23 protein-coding genes are annotated in these 20827 nt (G+C 36.9%); 15 read left to right on the top strand and 8 right to left on the bottom strand.

What is annotated here, in order from left to right:
* Positions 1 to 152: 152 nt before the first annotated feature.
* From J663_RS13910 to J663_RS13900, 3 genes are all read right to left on the bottom strand, one after another.
* Positions 153 to 851, bottom strand: coding sequence for a DUF1826 domain-containing protein (locus J663_RS13910; protein ID WP_033850455.1), 699 nt, complete (start codon positions 849 to 851; stop codon positions 153 to 155).
* 178 nt (positions 852 to 1029) lie between these two features.
* Positions 1030 to 1650, bottom strand: coding sequence for an NUDIX hydrolase (locus J663_RS13905; protein WP_033850453.1), 621 nt, complete (start codon positions 1648 to 1650; stop codon positions 1030 to 1032).
* A 136-nt stretch (positions 1651 to 1786) separates the two neighbouring features.
* Positions 1787 to 2545 (bottom strand): HD domain-containing protein, encoded by a 759-nt coding sequence (locus tag J663_RS13900; protein WP_033850451.1) that lies wholly within the window; start codon positions 2543 to 2545, stop codon positions 1787 to 1789.
* 675 nt (positions 2546 to 3220) lie between these two features.
* Here J663_RS13900 and J663_RS13890 point away from each other — a divergent pair.
* On the top strand, positions 3221 to 3811 hold the full coding sequence (locus J663_RS13890; RefSeq protein ID WP_033850449.1) for a TetR/AcrR family transcriptional regulator: 591 nt from the start codon (positions 3221 to 3223) through the stop codon (positions 3809 to 3811).
* A 104-nt stretch (positions 3812 to 3915) separates the two neighbouring features.
* Here J663_RS13890 and J663_RS13885 read toward each other — a convergent pair whose 3' ends face one another.
* Positions 3916 to 5652 carry an ATP-binding protein gene (locus J663_RS13885; RefSeq protein ID WP_033850448.1) on the bottom strand — a complete coding sequence of 579 codons (1737 nt, stop codon included), beginning with the start codon at positions 5650 to 5652 and terminating at the stop codon, positions 3916 to 3918.
* A 9-nt stretch (positions 5653 to 5661) separates the two neighbouring features.
* On the bottom strand, positions 5662 to 6675 hold the full coding sequence (locus J663_RS13880) for an SIR2 family protein (RefSeq protein WP_033850446.1): 1014 nt from the start codon (positions 6673 to 6675) through the stop codon (positions 5662 to 5664).
* 638 nt (positions 6676 to 7313) lie between these two features.
* On the opposite strand from J663_RS13880, the gene J663_RS13875 reads away from it, so the two are divergent.
* Together J663_RS13875 and J663_RS13870 are read left to right on the top strand one after the other, a co-directional pair.
* Positions 7314 to 8018 carry a hypothetical protein gene (locus tag J663_RS13875; RefSeq protein ID WP_033850444.1) on the top strand — a complete coding sequence of 235 codons (705 nt, stop codon included), beginning with the start codon at positions 7314 to 7316 and terminating at the stop codon, positions 8016 to 8018.
* A 142-nt stretch (positions 8019 to 8160) separates the two neighbouring features.
* A complete protein-coding gene (locus tag J663_RS13870) occupies positions 8161 to 8478 on the top strand; it encodes a hypothetical protein (protein WP_033850442.1) in 318 nt (105 codons plus the stop codon).
* A gap of 78 nt (positions 8479 to 8556) precedes the next feature.
* Here J663_RS13870 and J663_RS13865 read toward each other — a convergent pair whose 3' ends face one another.
* A complete protein-coding gene (locus tag J663_RS13865) occupies positions 8557 to 9420 on the bottom strand; it encodes an alpha/beta hydrolase (RefSeq protein ID WP_025466693.1) in 864 nt (287 codons plus the stop codon).
* A 41-nt stretch (positions 9421 to 9461) separates the two neighbouring features.
* Positions 9462 to 10805, bottom strand: coding sequence for an MFS transporter (locus J663_RS13860; protein WP_033850440.1), 1344 nt, complete (start codon positions 10803 to 10805; stop codon positions 9462 to 9464).
* 352 nt (positions 10806 to 11157) lie between these two features.
* On the opposite strand from J663_RS13860, the gene J663_RS13855 reads away from it, so the two are divergent.
* From J663_RS13855 to J663_RS13840, 4 genes are all read left to right on the top strand, one after another.
* Positions 11158 to 11352: a hypothetical protein gene (locus J663_RS13855; protein ID WP_033850438.1), complete on the top strand. Its 195-nt coding sequence runs from the start codon at positions 11158 to 11160 to the stop codon at positions 11350 to 11352.
* A 250-nt stretch (positions 11353 to 11602) separates the two neighbouring features.
* A complete protein-coding gene (locus J663_RS13850) occupies positions 11603 to 12061 on the top strand; it encodes a hypothetical protein (RefSeq protein WP_017481462.1) in 459 nt (152 codons plus the stop codon).
* Positions 12062 to 12374: 313 nt separating this feature from the next.
* Entirely contained in the window at positions 12375 to 12719 is a 345-nt protein-coding gene (locus J663_RS13845) for a hypothetical protein (protein WP_017481463.1), read from the top strand.
* A gap of 122 nt (positions 12720 to 12841) precedes the next feature.
* Entirely contained in the window at positions 12842 to 13786 is a 945-nt protein-coding gene (locus J663_RS13840) for a DUF4424 family protein (protein ID WP_033850595.1), read from the top strand.
* A gap of 128 nt (positions 13787 to 13914) precedes the next feature.
* On the opposite strand, the gene J663_RS13835 is transcribed toward J663_RS13840, so the two are convergent.
* The gene (locus J663_RS13835) at positions 13915 to 14517 is read right to left on the bottom strand and encodes a DoxX family protein (RefSeq protein ID WP_033850435.1); all 603 of its coding nucleotides are present in this window, start codon (positions 14515 to 14517) and stop codon (positions 13915 to 13917) included.
* 165 nt (positions 14518 to 14682) lie between these two features.
* On the opposite strand from J663_RS13835, the gene J663_RS13830 reads away from it, so the two are divergent.
* From J663_RS13830 to J663_RS13795, 8 genes are all read left to right on the top strand, one after another.
* Complete coding sequence (locus J663_RS13830) at positions 14683 to 14991, top strand: hypothetical protein (protein ID WP_002122109.1); 309 nt, start codon at positions 14683 to 14685, stop codon at positions 14989 to 14991.
* Between the two features lie 69 nt (positions 14992 to 15060).
* Positions 15061 to 15924: a DUF692 domain-containing protein gene (locus J663_RS13825; protein WP_033850433.1), complete on the top strand. Its 864-nt coding sequence runs from the start codon at positions 15061 to 15063 to the stop codon at positions 15922 to 15924.
* Positions 15875 to 16630 (top strand): DNA-binding domain-containing protein, encoded by a 756-nt coding sequence (locus J663_RS13820; RefSeq protein WP_033850432.1) that lies wholly within the window; start codon positions 15875 to 15877, stop codon positions 16628 to 16630. The genes J663_RS13825 and J663_RS13820 overlap by 50 nt, the downstream gene beginning before the upstream one ends.
* 2 nt (positions 16631 to 16632) lie before the next feature.
* Positions 16633 to 17253 (top strand): RNA polymerase factor sigma-70, encoded by a 621-nt coding sequence (locus tag J663_RS13815; RefSeq protein WP_033850430.1) that lies wholly within the window; start codon positions 16633 to 16635, stop codon positions 17251 to 17253.
* Entirely contained in the window at positions 17247 to 17426 is a 180-nt protein-coding gene (locus J663_RS13810) for a zf-HC2 domain-containing protein (protein WP_017400102.1), read from the top strand. Before J663_RS13815 ends, J663_RS13810 begins: the two co-directional genes overlap by 7 nt.
* 91 nt (positions 17427 to 17517) lie before the next feature.
* Entirely contained in the window at positions 17518 to 18429 is a 912-nt protein-coding gene (gene mumR, locus J663_RS13805) for a LysR family transcriptional regulator MumR (protein WP_033850428.1), read from the top strand.
* A 344-nt stretch (positions 18430 to 18773) separates the two neighbouring features.
* Positions 18774 to 20027 (top strand): NRAMP family divalent metal transporter, encoded by a 1254-nt coding sequence (locus tag J663_RS13800; protein ID WP_080591763.1) that lies wholly within the window; start codon positions 18774 to 18776, stop codon positions 20025 to 20027.
* A 34-nt stretch (positions 20028 to 20061) separates the two neighbouring features.
* A complete protein-coding gene (locus J663_RS13795; protein WP_033850425.1) occupies positions 20062 to 20826 on the top strand; it encodes a LamB/YcsF family protein in 765 nt (254 codons plus the stop codon).
* Position 20827: the final 1 nt, after the last annotated feature.

Genomic DNA, 20827 nt, shown 5'->3' with positions numbered 1-20827 from the left:
ACTTTAAATCATATTTTTTCATTATTTTCGCTTTGGTAAATATTCGAATTTATTCCATTCGTTATTGGAATATTATAAAAAAGATTAATTAAGCCAGTTTTTCTTTAATAAAAATGACTTCAAGCCATTCCAGTTATGGAGTGGTAATACACTTAACAAATCAACAGCAATCGATACTCGCCATCTTTTTCAACAGGTGCTCGATGAACACAAGGTAAAACCTTTTGAGTTGGATGATCTACTGCTAAACGCCAAATATGTCCCGTACCTAAATTTACAGGTTGGGCATCGGGTTTAGGCTGATAATGCAAATCAAAAAAATACTCTGCCAAAAAGGCTTCAAACTCAGCATCAGAGCCGTCATGTAATTCTTTGAGCTTTTCTCTAATTTCTGGAATTAAAACTTTTTGTTCAACCTGATCGTTGGGCATAATATCGCTAGCAGCGCCGTGATAGGTACATAAGAATGTATCGGTTTCAATGGGCGAGCGATCAACATGAAATGAATATACATCTGTTGAAATGAAATCTAGCTCTTCATCGCGTTCATAGTTTTTAAGCAAATTAAGTACAGGTGATGCGCCAAAATCAGTTAACTGCTCTATATCTTCTAAAATAATTGCTCTCGCCAAATTACCTTTTTCTGAAAGTTGTAGGGCTAACAAGTCTTCAACAGAAACTTCTGTAATATTTTCTTTTAACTGAAGTTTATTCACAATTTCTTTAAAGTCGCCCACCAAATTTCTGGGCCAACAAATCGCATTTGTCTCTCCTTGAAAATGTGTATTCACAAGTTCAGAGAAACTAGACACTTTTCTAATTTGATTGCTGTCAGAAAACGCGTTCTTCATATGAGAATTAGATAAAATAATAGAGCATGTCTAATATTATAGCCTGAGCTTAGCCAAAAAATATTCCATTCCAATTTATTAAACCAGCTTAGACTTACTTCAGAAGAACATTCTAGAATTAAATAACTAATAGTTTTTTATCAATAATAGATATTTCTCTTTTCATTGATTTTTTTAACTAATCAAACTTAGTAATTTCTGGTACTGACTCTAAATAATCAAAAAATTGCTGTATTTGTTCTTCTGTTACCCGTGCTGTAGAAATAGGGGGTAACTCATCTCTACCAAAGAATCCAACTTCGGGTGTTTCAATACTTGGTGTCAACTCACCCTCAATAATTTCACACCAGAAGAAAGCCTTATACACATGTAAAAACATGGGAGGGTGTGGGTGCTTGGTTCTATCAGTTAAAGCTAATAATTTAATGGCCTTAACTCGTAAACCTGTCTCTTCTAGAACCTCTTTTTCAGCATTTTCCGATGCTGAGTAACCTACGTCAGCCCATCCACTCGGAACAGACCATCGCCCATCTCCAATTTCTTTTGCTAATAATAATTTATTTTCTTTAAAAACAACTGCTCTGACATCTAGTTTGGGAGTGGCATAACCTACATCTTGGAGCACGTTATTAATAAAATTTTCTGTTTTGATTTCTTTTAATTCTAATAAATACTCAATGTGCCCTAAGAGTTGTTCATAACGTTCTTTGTCATAAACATCTTTTGAATAATGTAAACCTGTTTGAGCAATACCAGTAATTTTATTTAAAGTTTCTAACCACTTCACTGAGTCATTCATTGCAACAGACGCCTTCAAGCTTATATCTTTTAGCTATGGTAAGACATACTCAGACGAAGCACTATTAAACAGTTGTTAACTGAAATTTCAAGCTGAGTCTTAATAGGTTTTGTACGATTAATAGCTCTAATTAAATTCACTCTTCATATAAATTTGAATTAATCATGAGCGGTAAACCAAAACTACTTAATAAACTAGTTCGAGAATTTGGTACATTCTTACTTTCTAAATTAACAAGCTCAATAAATTCTTTATTAAATTGTTTTCTAGGATATTTTTCCAAAATTTTATTTCTAAAAGAGACGGGGAGTCTATATAGACCGTCACTAATCACATCGCATGATGCACCTTGCTGTAATAGCGTAATTTCTGCTGGGTCAGAATGATCTATATAACCGTTCATATGTAAGCAGATAGCATCTTTAATAACTTCACTTTTCTTCTCATCAAAGCTATGTTCTTTAGCCTTTAGCTCAAATTGTTTAGCACTCTCATAGGTAAAACAGTTACAACCTTTAATATGAATATGTTGCTCAGTTAAGCCAATATCATGAAAAAGTGAGGCTATTAAAAGTGACTCAGCATCAAATTGCTGTTTTTGTATATGGCCTAGGGCAGCTCCCCAGAAATAGGTTCGCCATGAATGATTGTAGATAGATATATTTGCTTTAGCTTCGAGCTCATCAAGCGCGACTTTAACCATTTGAGTATCTGGTATTTCGATCTGATCGATATCAAAATCATGAGAAGTTTTGAACCGAAAGTAATTTATTTTTATAGAGGCCATAACACTTGGCAGCATAATTTTTTGAATTAACTTAACTTTCTCTTTGAAGCTGAGCTGACCATTTGTAGCTTGCATCCAGTGATATGAACCAATTCTTTTAGTTTTCATTATTAGATCTCATTTTAGAGTAATTGCTCTAAAATATTGCTATAAATGATTTTTTGCAAGTTGTATCTTTTAAGACCTCGATGGAGCTTTGATTGATAGACGTTTTATAAACCCCAATTTAACAATAAATTTTAATTATTTATCCTTACTTTTTAATGATCTATTTTAAAGCAAATGTCATTTTGTGTGCTTGACTGAAAGAGGGCGGGCTACTATCCTTTGCCTGCTGGCCTACATTGCCAGTCGGTTGTCGCAGACCGAATCAAACGAGCATTAAAAGTTTCATACTTTTAGTGTTGAGCCCTCGTGCCCCCTCTATGGCGGAACGGAGGGGGACACCTTCGGGTGTGCTGGCCTCGTTTGACCAGTCTGCGAACCCCTTTCGTTCTGCCACCATAATTCTAATGTCTGGCAGAACTCCCAATAAAAAGGAGTTGGCTTTGCACATCCATTATTTCTTGGCAGCCTTTGCCAAAAGCTATAACGACACAGCTTAAACTTTTAAAGCAGTTTGATCGCCGTAAGGTTTTCAGGCTTTAAATTACTTCGTCTTAAAACTTAATCAACAATAAAACTTGAGATGTGCCAAGCACAGTCTTACGGGCTTTGCTGTGCCTTTTTTCTCCCAAAAAAGTATCTCATTTAGTAACAACAAGAATTTATAACGGTAAAACTATGCCAAAGTTAGTTCTCTCAACTCGTGCCATACAAGTCATCAATAAGTCGATTGATTTATTTCACCATCACGGATTTCATACGGTTGGAGTCGACCGAATCGTGAAAGAGTCAAAAATTCCGAAAGCCACTTTTTATAATTATTTTCACTCTAAAGAGCGATTTGTTGAAATCTGTTTGATCGTACAAAAAGAACGTTTAAAAGAAAAAGTAGTTTCAATAGCTCAGTACGACCAAGGCACAAACGTGAAGGATAAACTCAAAAAACTTTATTACCTACACACAGATTTAGAGGGAATGTACTACCTATTATTTAAAGCATTTTTTGAAACGAAACTAGCCTATCCAAAAGCCTATATAACGGCAGTGAGATATAGAACATGGCTGCTTAATGAAATTTATAGCCAGCTTATAAAACTCAAAACCGATGCTACCTTTCAAGACGCTAAGCTATTTCTATATATGATTGAAGGTGCAATTATTCAGCTTCTAAGTTTGGATGTGGCAATCGAGCGGGAGAGAGTGCTTGAGTGTTTTTTGCAGGGGTTTAGAGGAGAGAATGCTTATCTTATTAAAGTTAATATTCATTGAAAGACATATCAGTTATTATTTTTGTCGCTGAAAATAACAAAGGCACTGTCATTTTCATAATTAGAATTGATATGAGGAGAAACGGTATCCCCTCAAATCTTTCCCTATAATTGTATGCTTTGCTTGCGCCAGTTATCGATAGCAACAATTAGTCGATTATCTTTGACGGGATTTTGCCACTCATCCCAGAAATTTACCGTTCCACTATTTGGCTTATTCTGTGGTTCATCGATCCTGATGCGACTAGGCAATAAGCTGGCATCACCGACCACTAAAGCTTCACCAGTGTCGAGTGTGGGGAGAATGTCACTAAAACCGCCAAGGCTATCAGGCAGAAGACGTTTAATAACGCCCTGATCTTCGGCATTGGTCAGGCGCATAGATACAAAGTTACTACATTGACTAAGAAGTGTTTTATTTACTTCAGATGGGCGCTGGCTGATTACAACCAAACTGACTCCATATTTACGCCCTTCTTTTGCAATGCGTTCAAATATATCCAATGAAATATCGTCAGCGGAATCTGCCATATTACGCTGGGGCATATAGAGATGAGCTTCATCACAAAGAAGCGCAATAGGGTGGCGAAGTTCGGATAATGTCCATTGTTGTAAAGAAAATGTAACGCGTGCAACAAGGGAAACGATCAGAGGCAGAACATCCGAGGGAACTTCAGAAAAATTAATAATTTTGATACCTGCCTTGTTATTTTCGCTAGTACTACCAAGAATGGCATTTGTAAACTTTTCTAGCCAAGTATATTCAAGGACATCGCCACCACCATTAAACATGAATCCGAGACGTCTATCGGAAATTTTATTTTCAAGTCTGGAAATCATGCGTGCAAGCTTCCCGAAGAAATCTCCCTGTTTCTCAGTTCCAGGCTTAGCACCAGGTACCATTTCGACATTTATTGAACTCAGCTGCTTCATAAGAAAGTCGAGATCGAATGGAACTGGACTATCAACAGTAAAATGCTTTAGCAAATCATGTTGCCCATTGTCTTCAAGGTATTTCCTTTTTGCTTGGTTGATCTCACGCGCCATGATCATGGCTTGGTTTGGAGCATTTTGATCGCTTCGATCCACAAACATAGAAACTAATGCTTCATAAGAAAGTAACCAATAGGGAAGATAAAGTACATCATCAGAAATCGTCCGTTTGGCTTCAACGTCAGCAGGTCCTGCTACCTTGAAATGTTGAATACCCGATCCTTTTAATGGAGCGTATTCGCCATGAAGGTCAAAAACAATCGCATTCGCAGTAGAAAGCCTTGCCATCTGTTCAATAATTTTGGCAGTTGTCCACGATTTACCTGAGCCTGTACTTCCTCCGATAAAGGCATGGCGCTGGAAAAACTTATTTCCATTAAGATAGGCAACTGCATTTTCATCTAAGGTGTACTTTCCTAGGGTCAAGGCATTTTCATTCACTGAAACCCTAGAGAGTGTACGCATAAATCTGGTTAGATTATCACCTTCAAGCGAGAAGCAATTGGCATCTATTTCGGGAACGCTTTCTAAAGTTCGACGAAAGACATCTTCCTTTGAACCATCTCGATCCAACATTGTTCCAATTAAAGTAATACGGCACAGATTCAATTCGGAGTTTTGGTCGACAATTCCACCATCGGAAATATTTTCTATACTACGCTTTCTAGTCACTTGCGTAATGAGGCCAATGAGGTGTTGTCCAGGCCTACTGCTCTGGAGCACAGCAAGATGATTAACCTGAAGCCTTTTTAGGTGAGCAATATTTTCAACATCCACAATAACATTCGTGGTGTCAACGGAGGCAACCTTTCCAAGAGCCTCTTCATCCTTAAAGTTAAATATAGGCATATGTCCTCTCTACATGATGAGTGATAAGTAGCCCTCAAGGCTCCAGATATTTTTCTCTACTGTGAATGAAGAATTACTTAGAGAAGAGTAGACAACAGACTGGTCATTTGTTGCACCACGCTCTATTGCTAAATAATTTTGTGCTTTCCCATCAAGAATAAGTTTTTTGGCCGAATCGGAAAGCGCATATGTGATAATTGTGACTGGTGTACCTTGTCGCTGACATTTGATCATAAGTTTTGGTTGAATATGTTCATCATTGAATCCATATCCAATGCACAAATATGACCCTGCTTCCTTGATAGCTATGTCTGCGTTATTAATGATAGAGCGGAATGGCTCAAGATGTGTCTTATGGTACTTTTGAGTGCCTGGTGTCACAATTTGTGGGCTGTAATTTTCAGGAATTTCTTGTGCGCCCGAAATTGCAATGGTGTCTTCTAGTGGAGATTGAAACCAGTCGAGAGACCCATGTACCTTCCAGATATTCACTCTGCGTGAGCAGATTAATTCATCGGGAGTAGTTAGTTGGCGAAAAAACCCGTGTGTAAAACCAGTATAGTGGTGGATTTTACTTTGCTCGCATGCATATTCTGCTAGACGATCATAATTTGTCGTGACAATATTTATTTTTTTTAAGCTTGTTTTAAACATGTGTTTTAGCAGGCGACTCAGTGGAAACATCGAAATATTTTGCAAGCCATTTTTGAAGATATTGCAATCTTCAGAGTTGATGAGTGACCAAGTAGAATTTATGATTCTACTAGTTAGTTCTTTAGATACATCCACTTGATGAAGTGCTGTTTCAAGATCTATACCATCTGTAAGAATTTGACAGAAGTTACCCCACGATCGCATATCTGTATCAGATAATTCTGAAACATCAGTTTTATCAGTCAAATGCTGGGCAAGTGCGCCCATACCAGACATTCCATGTGCTGCGGAGGCCCCACTACCCAAAATTATGATAGGAGCTTTTCCATAATAATCCTGAGCCTGTTTTTCATAATTAATACTAGACAAGTTATTATCCTTTATATGCTTGACTTGGTGTTTTTTAATTGGTTCAAGTGTAAAGATGTATTTTGTTGTAACTTATAAAAAAAGATAAGTCAAATATACATTTATGCCAGCAATAAATTTAATTGAATCAAAAAATCATGGTCGACTAATAATTCTATCTTATATAAAATCTAATGGTTAGCTTGTAAAAGGGCTACTAAAAATGGCCCCAATGATGGTTCTGCAAAACCAAGACATCCAAGCCAATATGTTTCTTTACCTTTTCATATCTTAAAAGATGATTTAATGATAGGTCTATTGGGAGACTTGTCTTATGAATAACACCAATAAAAAATTGCTGCTTTGATTAAACGATCAGTTTATAGCTCTTAGATTGTCATGAAATTTTAACTTGATATTTAACAACGGGAATTTTAGAATCCGCCCAACTAATTTTTAGGAGCTTCAATGTGAGTACTTGTTCGAGTGACAGTAGTCGATCGGTAATAGTCTAAGTATCCACTGAAGTCCTGACAGACCTCTTTTTGTGGATGCAAAAAGAGGTTTTTTTATTTCCATCTTTTCATTTCTATTATTAACCCATGATTTATTCATGACGGGTTGCAGTACTTGCATGTGCTCCATGACTTATGGGAGTGATGCTAGTGTTATTTACTTTAAAGAAACGCTCACTTATTTCTGGTTTCTGTTTATTCGCATTATCTAGCGCGAGCCATAGTGGACGACCTATGGTTGTTGACGATGCTGCTCTGGTTTCTCCAAAAACTTGTCAGCTAGAAACATGGGCACAGCATAACTCTGACAGCAAAGAATATTGGGCAACACCAGCCTGTAATTTTGGTGGTAATTTTGAATTTGCTATAGGGATGGGGAGAGTAAATGATGATACTGAGCATGTCAGTTATGCAACTCTACAAGGTAAAACCTTATTAAAGCCTTTAGAAACGAATGATTGGGGAATCGGTTTTTCATTTGGTACTCAAATCAATACTAAGGATTCTTCAAAGAAAGATTGGACGGTTAATGTTCCCTTAAGTGTTTCTACATTAGATGATAAGTTTTTAATCCATGCCAATCTTGGTTGGTTACGTGAAAATACTACTCATAAAAATCAAACCACGTGGGGTATTGCAACCGAAACACAACTTGCTAACCCTTTAACGCTCACTGCCGAAGTATATGGTAATGACCGAAATGATACCTTTTACCAAACAGGTATTCGATACATGGTCTATAAAGACTTTGTTCAATTAAATGCAAGTTATGGCGACCAAATTTCTCATCACGATAATGCTTTTTTCTCTGTCGGGTTTGTATTTTTAACAAAACCGTTTTTACCTTGATGGTTTATACGCATCTTGAACTATCAAAAAATGTGACAGAATCTAACTTTTTTATAACCTGTAAATACGACTATCCTAATTGGACTTGAGCACATCCTTTTGAAGTGTTCGTCTTTTGGTTAGATTTTTAGGTATTTAAAAAATGAATAAGATGCACGTAACTTTAGCGGTCATTATTGGTTTAATTGTTGGCGGTGTAATTGGCGCTCTAGGTTACTCTAAAACTGCTGCACGTTATGACGCAATGACCACAGCATGTGTCATGATAAATCAAGCGGTTGAACATGACATCTTGAAACCGGAACAGGTGAAAGAGCTTGGTGAGCTAACAGGCCAAAGCCTTAAAAAAGATTACGAGTCAGTTGCCTCTAAATTTAAATTCTCTGAAAAGCAATTAGGCAATGCATCTGAAGGTTCTAATTGTAGTCAATTTATTGTTGGGGTAAATGCCGCAAAATAACCATTAAGAAGCCCACCGTGAGTGGGCTTTTTTATCATGTATAACTCTATATCAATTGACTATTTAATGGCTCAGACATTATTTATGAATAAGTTCCAACATATTTTTAAATAGCACACTATCTTTGTCAGCAAGGGTATTCACAATATCAAAATGATTATGTCCTTCATCTTTTATTAATGAAACGTCTAAACCTTTTTCTTTGCAAATAGAATAGAAAAAATCGGTTTGATTATGAAAACCTTGTGTTTCTAAATCTCCTACACTGAGTATGAGAGGTGCTGAATTTTCTGGTAGAGGTAAGTTTTTATAAGGACTTAGTTCAGTTGCTTGATCTGGACTGAGTTTAAGCCATTCATTAATGCTGGTATCGCATAAGGGTAATAAATTATAAAGACCACTTAAGCCAAGAACACCTTTAATAACATTTTTTGGCAAGTTAAATTCTTCTTGCCAACGGTCACTCCAAAGCATTGTTGCCAAATGTCCTCCAGCAGAACTACCTCCTACATATATTTGCTCGGGATCTATGCCATAAGTCTTAGCATTCTGATAGATCCAAGCAATCGATGTTCTTACTTCTCTCACGATTTCAAAAAGAGATGCATGAGGGCAAAGACTATATTCAATTGTAGATACGGCAATTCCATGTGCAACAAAATTTTCTGCCATCGAGCAGGCATCATCTTTACTTTGTGCACGCCAATATCCTCCGTGAATATAAATAAAAATCGGAGAAAGTTGCTTCATTGCTGGAAAGATATCTAAAGTTTCTCTCTTAGCTAAGCCGTAATGTAAATTATATAAGCCTGTAACCGTGTTTTTTGATTTCTGTGCAAGACGTGCATATTCTTTCATACAAGAATCAAAGTCTGGCACTGAATTTCTTGCGTTGTATTGAACTTCTCTTTCTTGAAGATTAGAAAAAAATAGATCTGTCATGTAAACCTCGATAACAATGATTTAATAGAGGGGAATAGTGATCAATCAGTACGAACGACTTTAAATTTTTGCTTAGCTATATTTAGTTCCCGATACCATTTAAGTGCTAAACAAAGAAAAGCAATAAAAGTGGGTATTGCTAAACTTAAGAAAATTGAGCTCAGATCTAGCTTCAAAGTGAAAATTAGAGAACCTAATAATGAGCCTAAAATTGCGCCAATACGGCTGATTCCATGCATCCATGAAACTCCAGATCCTCTACAGCTTGGAGGATAGAATAGAGTAGCTAAAGGAAATAACGCAGTTTGAGCTCCCGCTAATAACCCTCCAATCATAAAAATCAGAATTGAAAATAGGGCGATATTGTTATGGGTAAAGCTGAGAAGAATAAATAACAAAAACGCAGAGAAATATGAAAATGTAATCACTTTGGTTGGATTTAAACGATCCATAAATCTACACATGATTATGGCTCCGATGACCCCACCGAATGGGAATAACGTAGACATGAGACTTAATTGTTGTAGATCAAAACCAACAGTTTTTAAAATGGTAGGCATCCAGCTAGTGAAAAGATAAAACACTAATAAGCTCATAAACGAACATAGCCACAACATTAATGAACCGAATAAATATTTGCTAAAAATATCCTTGAGTGGATTATTTTGTTCAATAATTTCTTGTCCAGCTGTTGATAACATAAGTTCTTTTTCAATTTTTTTGCCATGTATTTTTTCTAAAATAGAAAGTGCTTTTTTCTTTTGATTATTAAGAATCAGGAATTGTGTAGATTCAGGGAGTTTAAAGATTAATACAAGGGTGAGTAAGGCTGGTATCAAACCAATAATAATTAATAATTGAGACCAACTAAAAGTTTTTAATAAATAGGCTGAAAGAAATCCGCCAGAAGAGACTCCCATTAGAAATCCACAACCCGCTAAACCTGTAAGAAATGCTCTATACTTTTTGGGCATATATTCTGAAACGATTGTGCTTACATTAGGCATCGTAGCACCTAACCCAAGTCCAGTGATAAATCGATAGATAATCAATTCTTTTGTATTTGTTGAATAGGCAGAAATTATTGTAAATACAGATAAGACTAACATACTGATAATCATTATTTTCTTTCGGCCAAACTTATCTGCGGAAATACCTGATATTAAAGCTCCAATACTCATACCTACCAAAGCAGCTCCAAATACAGGAGCTAACTCGGCCTTTGAAATTTGCCATTCATCTAATAAAGGTGGTGCTATAAAGCCTATGATTCCAGTATCTAGGCCATCACAGAAAAATACTAAAAAACCTAAAATAAAGACTAGCCATTGGAGGGGAGCTAATTTTTCTCGATCTACGATGGTGTTCACATCTATTTTATTCATAATATATCCCTGTAATTGATTTTAAGAATCTTGTGAAACAAATAAGAATTGCTGTACTCCATAAGTTTTAGACATCCGTGTGTATTCCAGCTTTATTCTTATTTTTATCGGTGATGAAAAATATCCATTTCATCCGTATCTATATCCATTAATTCCGAATGTACACTTAGCTGAATTTACAAAATAAAATGCTTCGCACTAAAAATTATTTATTAGTGGCTATAAAGATAAGCTACAAGATCAACAGAACATATTGTCTACAGACTGCTATAATAATGCTCACCCCAAAATTTAAGCTAAGCTTGCTCTAAAGGCAGGCTTTTTGTATATGTAAACAAGTCTGCTAGGAAATATGAAACGCTATTTAAAACAAACTGAATCGGCTACGACTAATTGGACAACAGAGCAAGACTGCTTTTTGATCGAAAATAATTCTCTCTCAATTTGCGAGCTCATCGAGCATTTACCTTTTTCTGAAGAAGAAATACGAGTGCGTCGAGCTGTTCTGGGTTTATTGAGGCGAGATAAGCAAATGAAAGCATATTAATTTTACCAAATGGTAAAAATAATATGAAAATAAATGTTTCAAACTTTCTCTATTCAACCATGCATTTTTGCGGATGAGTTATCAAAACCATAATTTTTTTCGGTATTTTATTGGTGCGCTTTACATAAAGCGCCAACTACTTACAAACAAGTCCAATAAGGTTACCTTTAATTACATGAGTTTAAGCATAATCAAATACATAAGACATTCATAGATCAGAACTTTATAACAATAGGACGGAGAGAGGTTAATGCCAAAGTATCTAGCTGTAGCCGAAAAGGTTTATAAAAATATAAAAAAAGATGGCTTATTCACTGATGACATTACTCAGAACCTTAACTGTTTAATTAGTCAGATCCGAAAAGCCATCAAGGGAACTGAGTTTAAGCTCAAGTTCAACTATATAGACTTTGAAGAAAATTTAACGAAACCGTTAAGTGAATGCAAAGTTAAAATTGATTTGAGTGTCATGCCAAAGTTTACAAACGAAGGTGAATATCTTCTTTGGTTAGCTGGTCTTATTGAGCGAATCACAGAAGGGGGAAAGCCTAAATTGCCACCAATTTCGCACTTTTTACCACCAGGTTTTAAGATGTCGAAAGATTCGTTTCCTGTAACTGTTGCTCCTCCAAAAGAAGAGCATGCAGACATGATTATCAATTATTTTAAATCTGAGGATTTTATGAAAACTAATAAAACTCCTTCATAAAAGAATATAGAAGCGAACGTCCACCTTGCTTCTATATACTGCTGGTTTAAACTCAGCGACCGCCTTCTGGGGCGGTTTTTTTTGACTAAATATAATTGATAACTCAATTTTTTCTTATGTTTAAACTCAGATCATAGACAAGATTAATTGTATGTAAATATGCATGATTTTTATGTTTTATAATAAATAACAATAATTTAAGTTTATATTGTAATAAAGGAAAAGATACATTTTTCACATAACCAATGTGCCAAGTAACGCAATTAAACATTTAGCTGTTCATAATCTTTAAAAAAAAGAGAATGTGAATGATATGAATGAAAATGCAGAGCTTATAAAATACATTGACGTTGCTGAAAACGTCTATGAACGTGTCTATGAAAATAATCAAGTTTCCAATAATTTGATTGTTAACCTTAACCGCATCATGGCGGAAATCAAAAAACAGGCCCAAGAAAAAGATCTGAGGTTAAAATATAAGTCGATTGACTTTGAATATTGCTTGAGTTTGCCTTTGGCAGATAGAGATATAAAAATTGACCTTAGTTTGATGCCTCACTTTGAACATCGTGATGAATGCATTTTATGGCTAACCAACTTTATTGGAAAAATTAGTGTGCCTAAAAAGATGACGAGACAAAAACTAAGTTTTCATTAAAGTTTTTAGATTTAAAGCGATATATGAGTCATTACTAAAAAACTAATCGTATCTATGCTTAAATAGTTATGCTTTATTCCAGATCGATATTTTATAATTAGAAAATGACAGAGCGCTTTAAAATGAAAACGTTTGCATTAACCTTTGCTGTTTTAGCTTCGTTATCCACCTATGGTCTAGCCAACGACTCTACGGGTTACGTGGGTACGGGTGGGATTCAATATCTCAAAAACTCGCAGATTACCATGCAAAGCGAAGATCTATTCATCAGTAAAAAACTGATTAAGGTCGACTATCTTTATAAAAACTTAAGTAATAAAGACGTAACGGAAACCATCTTATTTCCGTTACCGCGCATTGATAATTTTTTTGAGGCTGATTTTGCCCACACCGAACAGCTTTTAAAAAGTTTTAAAATTGTGGTGGATGGTAAAAATATAAAGCCGGAGATGCATGTCAGAACCTTTATTCAAAAAGATGAAAAATCGTCCCTGATTGATGCTACGGATGAGTTTAAACAGTGCGGTTTTAGTGAAAAAGAGATGCTAAATCCGTGGACTCGTACTAACTATGATTATGAGTATTATGTAGATAAGCTAAAACAATGTAATAAGCCGCAAATACAGAAAATTTTAGCCAAATTTAAAAAAGATGATGTAATTCCATGGTCATCTCAAGTGATCTATAGTTGGAAGCAGACTTTTAAAGCCAATGGTTTGACTAAGATTCATCATGAATACAAACCTTTGGTCGGTGGCTCTGTAGCTCTCTATCCAGATGAATATAACCAGCAATTTTGTATGGATAAACAATTTAAACAGGGCTTAAAAAAAGCCAGTGCAGAAAATTCGCCGTTTAGTGCTTTGGGTTATATTTTGACGACGGGCGCAAATTGGGCAAAACCAATTGAAAACTTTAAGTTAACCATTGAGCGCGATAAAGACGAACTGGTTTCATTTTGTTGGGATGGGCCAGTTAAAAAAATTAGTCCAACTCAATTTCAAATGACCAAGACTAGGTTTGTACCCAAAAAGGACCTAGATATTATTTTTGTGAGAGTTAGATGACTTCATACAAGCTTCTGGTTTGAGCAAATTGCCTCAATATTGATTGTGTGTCATGAGCTAAACATGGCACACAATAAGAAAAAGATGCCCTATGTTGCTGTCAGTAGGATTCTGAGCGTAATGAGTAATTAGAGCAGCTTCTTTTTAATCCAATAATCTAAACTGAAATAACGACCGCCTCCAAGAACAAGCAGTGCGAGAAGCATCACTAAATACGTAGCGGCAAACTCAATTCCATTATTTAAAATTACAAACGAACCACTAGACGTGAGCCAGTCGTAATTGCCGTAGGTTTGTAATATTTCACGAGCTTTCTCTAACTTTTCAGCCGAGGCCAAGACCTGCATGTTTGCAAAGGGTGCATTTGGATCAGCAATCGCTTGCCATCCATTTGGTATATGGACAGTAAATATGGCAACCAACATGGTAATCATGAGCGGGATGCTAATTAAGCGAGTAAAGAGACCAAATGTTAATAGTATTGCCCCCGCGAGTTCAGTTGTTGTTGCAAGCAGGGCCATTACATACGGAAAGGGAAGTCCTAAACCTCCATCTGAGTTGCCAAACCATTCTACAATATCATTGAAGTGCATTAATTTATTTGTGCCGGCCATCCAAAATATAGGAACTAAATATAATCGAAGAGCCAGAGCTGCGATGCCGTCCGCATGTTGTAGAGTTTTACCCAGTTTTTGATAATATTGAGATAAGCCATAAATAAAATTCTTCATGATAATTTCACATCCGATGCGATTGAATATTAATTAGTCGGATAAAGACTGTATTTCTTACATAAAAAAATTTTTTATTTACGGTGTAATAAAAAAGGATTTGGTCCGTCTAACTATACGTACAAATGTACAAACCGAGAATTTTATCTTTAAAGGAATACTAAAATGAACAAACTCAACTCAATGACTTCAGTGGCGGCATTATTAGCACTTTCAGTTGCTGGCGCTACACAAGTGGCGGTAGCAGCAACCCATACAACAACCGAAGCACATGCAACCAAAGCAGCAGATGGAAAATGCGGTGAAGCAAAATGCGGTGCTAACAAAATGAAAAACCACGAAAAGTCTGCCGAAGCAAAATGTGGTGCAGATAAAAAAGCAGCTGATGGTAAATGTGGAGCAACCAAAAAAGCAGCGGACGGCAAGTGCGGTGCAGATAAAAAAGTCGCTGACGGTAAGTGCGGCGCTAAGTAAACAATCTGATCATGGATGATGTCGACCTTCTGGTAAGTGTCGGCATCGTTTCCAAAAGGAGAAATCACCATGATGGATTTGTCAGGCGTAGGGCTGGGTTTAAGGCGTGATTTTATAGATTCGTTTTTAGATGCAAAAACATGTCCCGATTTTATCGAAGTTGCTCCTGAAAACTGGCTAGGTTTTGGTGGTCGACATGCGAAATTACTCGCACAGTGTGTTGAAAAAGCCCCATTAATTTGTCACGGTTTGTCATTGTCTATTGGCGGTCCTCATCCACTCAATCTTGAATTTATCGAAAAAATAAAAAGCTTTTTAGAACAATATGATGTCTCGATTTATTCTGAACATTTAAGTTATACAAATGATGGGGGCTATCTATATGACTTGTTGCCAATCCCCATGACTGAAGCGGCTGTTCAATATGTCGCTGAACGTATTTTACGTATTCAAGATATTTTAGGAAGACGATTAGTCATAGAGAATGTTTCTACTTATTTAATGCCAAATGCTGAGATGAGTGAAGCGGAGTTTATCCGAGAAGTTCTTCAATATGCAGACTGTGATTTGCTTCTGGATGTAAATAATGTCTATGTCAACAGTATTAACCATGGCAGTGATGCATTTGGATTTATTCGGGACATGCCAAAAGAAAGAATACGTTATTTACATATTGCTGGACATGAGCAAGTTCAGAAAAATTTATTAATTGATACGCATGGTGCTGAGGTTTGTGATCGCGTATGGGAACTATTGAGATATACCTATCAAGTGTGTGGTGTGAAAGCAACTTTACTTGAGCGCGACTTTAATATTCCATCATGGCGAGAGCTAGAAGAGGAGCTAGCCAAAATTAAAATAATTCAACAACAGGAGAGTGGCTATGAAGGAAAATCAAATATCCTTTCAGACCATGCAACAACAGTTTTGTGACTGGATTAGAGATCCTGATTTGGAATTACCTCAAGCTCTTCCTGCCGGACGAATGCATATTTATCGAGACTTACTTTTTAATAATGTCTGTTCATTTATTGATTTAGTTTATCCCGTGGCTCGTGCGATGTTGCCAGAGTTAAAGTGGCAACAATTACTCTCGGAGTTTTTTCAAAAAGCCCAGTGCCGATCACCTTTGTATAATGATATTTCTCTTGAGTTTAGAGAGTATTTGACAGATCAGCAGCACCCGATATTGCAAGAATATCCTTGGTTGGCTGAGTTGTTGCAGTTTGAATGGCTTGAGTTGTATTTAGACACTGTTGAAATTGAAAAAATAGTCTTGCAGGAAAACTGTGATTGGCAGTTAACCACGAAGGTATGGGTATTGGTTTATCAATATCCCGTTTATACGTGGACAACTTTAATGACTCCAGAACAGGTCGAGCCTATGCCTGGAGCAATTATGGTCTGGCGAGATGAACAAGACAAAGTATGTATTGAACAGCTTTCGCCTTTGTTTGCTATGGTGATTGAACAGTTGACTCAAAATGTAAAGTTAACTGACCAAGATATTCATACACTGATTCAATCTGTACTCACTGATTTGTCTGAACATGATATTTATTTGCAGATTCAAGAACTAAAAGCACTGTTAACTCGAGTGCGATTGATTCAAGTTCCCCATGATTTTAAAGAGGTATAAGGATGACTTCAGCCGTGGCATCAGATCATGAAGAAATAGGGGATCAGCTGCATAATCCAGCCTTTTTAAAAGACTTAAGACAGCAAATGATAAAATTTGCTTTTTTACAGCTTTCTTCTCTTCCTCAAGCTGAAGATGTGGTGCAAGAGGCATTAACGAGTGCTTTCCAGCATTTAGATTCATTTAAAGGGCGTGCCGCGTTTAAAACATGGGTGTTTGCCATTTTAAAAAATAAAATTATTGATGTGATTCGGCAAAAATCGCGTTTGGTCTCAATGACAGAATTATTTAAAGATGAGGAAAGTGAACTGAGTATTGATGCACTGTTTGATGCTTCCGGACATTGGCACAAATATGAAGCGCCTCAAGCATGGCAAAGCCCTGAAGAAATGATGGAGCAGAGAGATTTCTGGATAATTTTTGAAGCTTGTTTAAATCATTTACCTGCCAAATATGCTCAAGTTTTTATGATGAGAGAGGTGATAGAGCTGAGTTCTAATGAGATTTGTAGCAAGTTGGAATTGTCTATCTCAAACTTTAATGTGTTGATGTATCGGAGTCGTACCCGACTACGTGAATGCTTAGAAAATAAATGGTTATTGAAGGAGGATTGTTCATGCTGACATGTCGACAAGCCACTCAACTGTTGTCTGAAAAGCAAGATAGACCATTGTTATTACGTGAGCAAAGTGGTTTACAACTGCATTTATTGGCGTGCCGCTCATGCCGCCGTTATTCAAAACAGATCAAAACAATTAGTCAGCTTTCTAAAGCATTTAAAAATTTGGATGGCTAATTTTATTTAAAAATTTATTTATTGCTAGCCTAATCACGCTAACAACTCCCATACTATAAAAGTAAAGGAGTTTTTTAAGACAGGATGAAACGTGAATTTAAAGAATCTTGAAGCATTTTATTGGGTTGTGACTTTAAAGAGCTTCAATAAGGCCGCGACTAAATTACAAACCACCCAGCCTGCGGTCTCTCAAAAAATCACATCTCTTGAAAATGAATTAGGCTTTAAAGTTTTAGATCGAAGTTATCGGCAGCTTAAACCAACACACAAAGGCTTAACTTTATTTAAGTACGCCGAAAAATTTATGCGACTAGAGACCGATCTGGTGGCTGAACTGACTGAAAATCAGCACCTGACTGGCACCATTCGTTTGGGCGTTTCCGAAACTATTGTCTATACGTGGCTTGTTGAATATATCGAAAAGGTTCAGCAAGAGTTCCCAAAAATTTCAGTAGAAATTGTGGTAGACCTTACGCCTAACTTACAAGAGGGCGTTCGGACAGGTGACTTAGACATGGCTTTTTTACTTGGGCCAACTTTAGCTTTTGAGTGTATTGAACAAGCTTTGTGTGACTTTGAATTAAGTTTCTTGGCTTCACCTTCATTTAAAGGGGGTGTTGCTCAAATGTCTTTTAAAACTTTAATGTCACATACCATTTTAACTTATCCAAAAATTACCTATCCCTATAAAGAATTGAAAGCACGAATGAAAGAGCAAGGGATTGATGAACCACTTTCAATTACCAGTTATTCATTGGCAACTTTACTGCGTTTAGCCGAGCAGGGCTTTGGTATTGCTGTGGTGCCGACCTTAACAGCTCTAAAAGAAATTACTGATGGTCGACTAGAAATATTAAATACGCCTATTCAATTAAAAACGTTCCATTTCACCTCGATCTACATTCAAGGAAACGATGTTGCGTTAAAAGAGAAATTGACCGAAGTTGCAGTTAAGGTCTCTGAATGTGCTATGAAAAGGCTCAATGAGCAAATTAAAAAATAAGCTATTTTTGTGTGTCTTTTATCCCATTTTTTATTATTTAAAAAAAGCTGTTTTGTATGTAAAACCATAAAAGCAGCTTATTAACTTCAATAAGTAAAGCTTATCTTGATTTTTTAATAAATACTAAACTATTTAAAATCAATTATTTAAATTTTTAACTTAATGTAAAAAGTCTTATTGTCCGTAGGGATTAGCTATGTTTTTATTTTAGACACAAGATTTGATCACCGATTGTGTTGATTGGGGAACAGGGAATCTTTGTCATTTTAAAGGATTAAAGAATATCGTTTGGGACAAAAAATGGTGTTCTTGGTTCAACTTGAAAATAGCGTTGTTAAGCTCAAATGGATGAGGAACGCATTAATATGTCTTTACTGAAATCTTCTTTTTTATCAGATCGCCAATGGGCCATTGTGGCCTCGATCTTTATGATGGCGACCTCTGCAATGGGGCCAGGATTTTTAACCCAAACTGCTGTATTTACAGTCAAGTTAGGCGCGGCATTTGGCTTTGCCATTTTAATTTCCATTCTGATTGATTATGTGGTTCAACAAAATATTTGGCGAGTGGTCACACTTACTCAAATGCGTGCATCAGACATTGCCAATAAAGCATTACCGGGTAGTGGTTATTTACTGGCGTTTCTGGTGATTTTAGGCGGGTTTTTCTTTAGTGTCGGTAACATTGCCGGTGCAGCTTTAGGTTTAAATGCACTTTTTGGCCTCGACACAAAGTGGGGCGGTATTTTAAGTGGTGCATTAGCCATTTTGATTTTTGCATCAAGAAAAGCAACACTTGCCATGGATAAAAGCATGATCGTGTTGGGATTGCTTAAAATCCTTCTGATTATTATCGTTGCTGTCATTGTGATGCCTCCAGTTGGGCAAGCTGTACATCAAACCTTTGCTCCAGATCAGATCGACTTTGCCATTATTACCACCATTGTTGGCGGTACGGTTGGTGGCTATATCTGTTATGCGGGTGCACACCGTTTACTCGATAAAGGCGCTGTTGGCCCTGAAAATATTGATGAAGTTGCTAAAGCTGCGACCAAGGGCATTGTTGTGGTCGGCATCATGCGCTATGTGTTGTTCTTGGCTTTTTTAGGTGTGGTGGTGAGCGGTGCAACGATTGATTTAGCCAGCCATGACGCCAATCCGGCAGCTCAAGCATTCCAATATGCAGCGGGTACATTTGGTTTTAAATTATTTGGTTTAATTTTCTGGGCAGCAGGGATTAGTAGCACCATTGGCGCAGCATATACTTCAGTGTCATTCTTTACTGCGTTTAAAAAGAACTTAACACCAAAACAAACCAACTATACGACCATTACCTTTATCGCATTGGCTTTATTGCTTTATGTGTTATTGGGTGCAACTCCGGCAGGCCTACTCATTTTCGTAGGTGGTTTTAACGGATTGGTGTTGCCAATTGGCCTTACAATTTTTGTGTATGTTGCCGCGTGCCGTAAAGATTTAATGGGTAATTATAACTATCCAAAATGGTTGCTTATTTTAGGTGGATTAACATGTCTGTTAACGTGGTGGATGGGCTATATGTCGTTTACGACTGTGTTTAACTATTTGACCAAGCTTTAAGCCAGACTGCGTGAAGTGATAAAGGAATAATGCCATGTTTGTAGATTTAAATAGTGACTTGGGTGAAAGCTTTGGCTCATGGAAAATGGGTAATGATGACCAGATTTTACCTGTCGTGACCAGTGCCAATATTGCTTGTGGCTTTCATGCGGGCGACCCACTCGGCATTTTAAAAACGGTTCGTAAAGCCGTTGAGCTTGGTGTGACTATTGGAGCCCATGTGTCTTACCCAGACCTTGTAGGCTTTGGCCGCCGTAATATGGATTTGTCACGTGACGAACTGATTGCCGATGTGCTTTACCAAATTTCTGCACTCGATGGTTTGGCGAAAGTAGCTGGCTCAAAAGTGCAATATGTTAAACCGCATGGCGCACTTTATAACACCATTGCACATGATCAAGCTCAGGCAGCAGCTGTGATTGATGCCATTAAAATGTATAACCCTGAACTGGTCTTAGTGGCTTTAGCTGGGTCAAACTTGGTAGAGCAGGCACGAGCTGCTGGCTTAAAAGTCGTGTCAGAAGCATTTGCAGACCGTGCTTATAATAGCGATGGTTCATTGGTTTCCCGCCGTCTAGAAGGTGCGGTTTTACACGACTCGGCATTTGTAGCAAGCCGCGTGGTGTCTATGCTTAATAATGGTGGAGTTGAGTCAATTGACGGTGTATTTACCCCAATTCAGGCCGACACCATTTGCTTACATGGTGATACCGATGGTGCGCTAGAGATGTCGGCTGCCATTAAAGCTGAGCTTGTAAAAAATAATATTGAAATTCGCCCGTTTGTAAATAAAGCATAAG

Origin of the sequence: Acinetobacter sp. 826659, assembly GCF_000588515.1 — a bacterium.
Lineage (GTDB): Bacteria > Pseudomonadota > Gammaproteobacteria > Pseudomonadales > Moraxellaceae > Acinetobacter > Acinetobacter pittii.
Note: the sequence above shows the minus strand (reverse complement) of the source record. Positions and strands in the feature narration are given on the sequence as shown.

Excerpts from the sequence above, each read along its gene's own strand:
- J663_RS13810 (WP_017400102.1), top strand. The coding sequence starts at position 17,247 with ATGCTGACATGTCGACAAGCCACTCAACTGTTGTCTGAAAAGCAAGAT.
- J663_RS13865 (WP_025466693.1), bottom strand. The coding sequence starts at position 9,420 with ATGACAGATCTATTTTTTTCTAATCTTCAAGAAAGAGAAGTTCAATAC.
- J663_RS13870 (WP_033850442.1), top strand. The coding sequence starts at position 8,161 with ATGAATAAGATGCACGTAACTTTAGCGGTCATTATTGGTTTAATTGTT.
- J663_RS13905 (WP_033850453.1), bottom strand. The coding sequence starts at position 1,650 with ATGAATGACTCAGTGAAGTGGTTAGAAACTTTAAATAAAATTACTGGT.
- J663_RS13845 (WP_017481463.1), top strand. The coding sequence starts at position 12,375 with ATGAATGAAAATGCAGAGCTTATAAAATACATTGACGTTGCTGAAAAC.
- J663_RS13875 (WP_033850444.1), top strand. The coding sequence starts at position 7,314 with ATGCTAGTGTTATTTACTTTAAAGAAACGCTCACTTATTTCTGGTTTC.
- J663_RS13820 (WP_033850432.1), top strand. The coding sequence starts at position 15,875 with ATGAAGGAAAATCAAATATCCTTTCAGACCATGCAACAACAGTTTTGT.
- J663_RS13900 (WP_033850451.1), bottom strand. The coding sequence starts at position 2,545 with ATGAAAACTAAAAGAATTGGTTCATATCACTGGATGCAAGCTACAAAT.
- J663_RS13835 (WP_033850435.1), bottom strand. The coding sequence starts at position 14,517 with ATGAAGAATTTTATTTATGGCTTATCTCAATATTATCAAAAACTGGGT.
- J663_RS13825 (WP_033850433.1), top strand. The coding sequence starts at position 15,061 with ATGATGGATTTGTCAGGCGTAGGGCTGGGTTTAAGGCGTGATTTTATA.
- J663_RS13795 (WP_033850425.1), top strand. The coding sequence starts at position 20,062 with ATGTTTGTAGATTTAAATAGTGACTTGGGTGAAAGCTTTGGCTCATGG.
- J663_RS13860 (WP_033850440.1), bottom strand. The coding sequence starts at position 10,805 with ATGAATAAAATAGATGTGAACACCATCGTAGATCGAGAAAAATTAGCT.
- J663_RS13840 (WP_033850595.1), top strand. The coding sequence starts at position 12,842 with ATGAAAACGTTTGCATTAACCTTTGCTGTTTTAGCTTCGTTATCCACC.
- J663_RS13850 (WP_017481462.1), top strand. The coding sequence starts at position 11,603 with ATGCCAAAGTATCTAGCTGTAGCCGAAAAGGTTTATAAAAATATAAAA.
- J663_RS13800 (WP_080591763.1), top strand. The coding sequence starts at position 18,774 with ATGGATGAGGAACGCATTAATATGTCTTTACTGAAATCTTCTTTTTTA.
- J663_RS13815 (WP_033850430.1), top strand. The coding sequence starts at position 16,633 with ATGACTTCAGCCGTGGCATCAGATCATGAAGAAATAGGGGATCAGCTG.
- J663_RS13885 (WP_033850448.1), bottom strand. The coding sequence starts at position 5,652 with ATGCCTATATTTAACTTTAAGGATGAAGAGGCTCTTGGAAAGGTTGCC.
- J663_RS13830 (WP_002122109.1), top strand. The coding sequence starts at position 14,683 with ATGAACAAACTCAACTCAATGACTTCAGTGGCGGCATTATTAGCACTT.
- J663_RS13890 (WP_033850449.1), top strand. The coding sequence starts at position 3,221 with ATGCCAAAGTTAGTTCTCTCAACTCGTGCCATACAAGTCATCAATAAG.
- J663_RS13855 (WP_033850438.1), top strand. The coding sequence starts at position 11,158 with ATGAAACGCTATTTAAAACAAACTGAATCGGCTACGACTAATTGGACA.
- J663_RS13910 (WP_033850455.1), bottom strand. The coding sequence starts at position 851 with ATGAAGAACGCGTTTTCTGACAGCAATCAAATTAGAAAAGTGTCTAGT.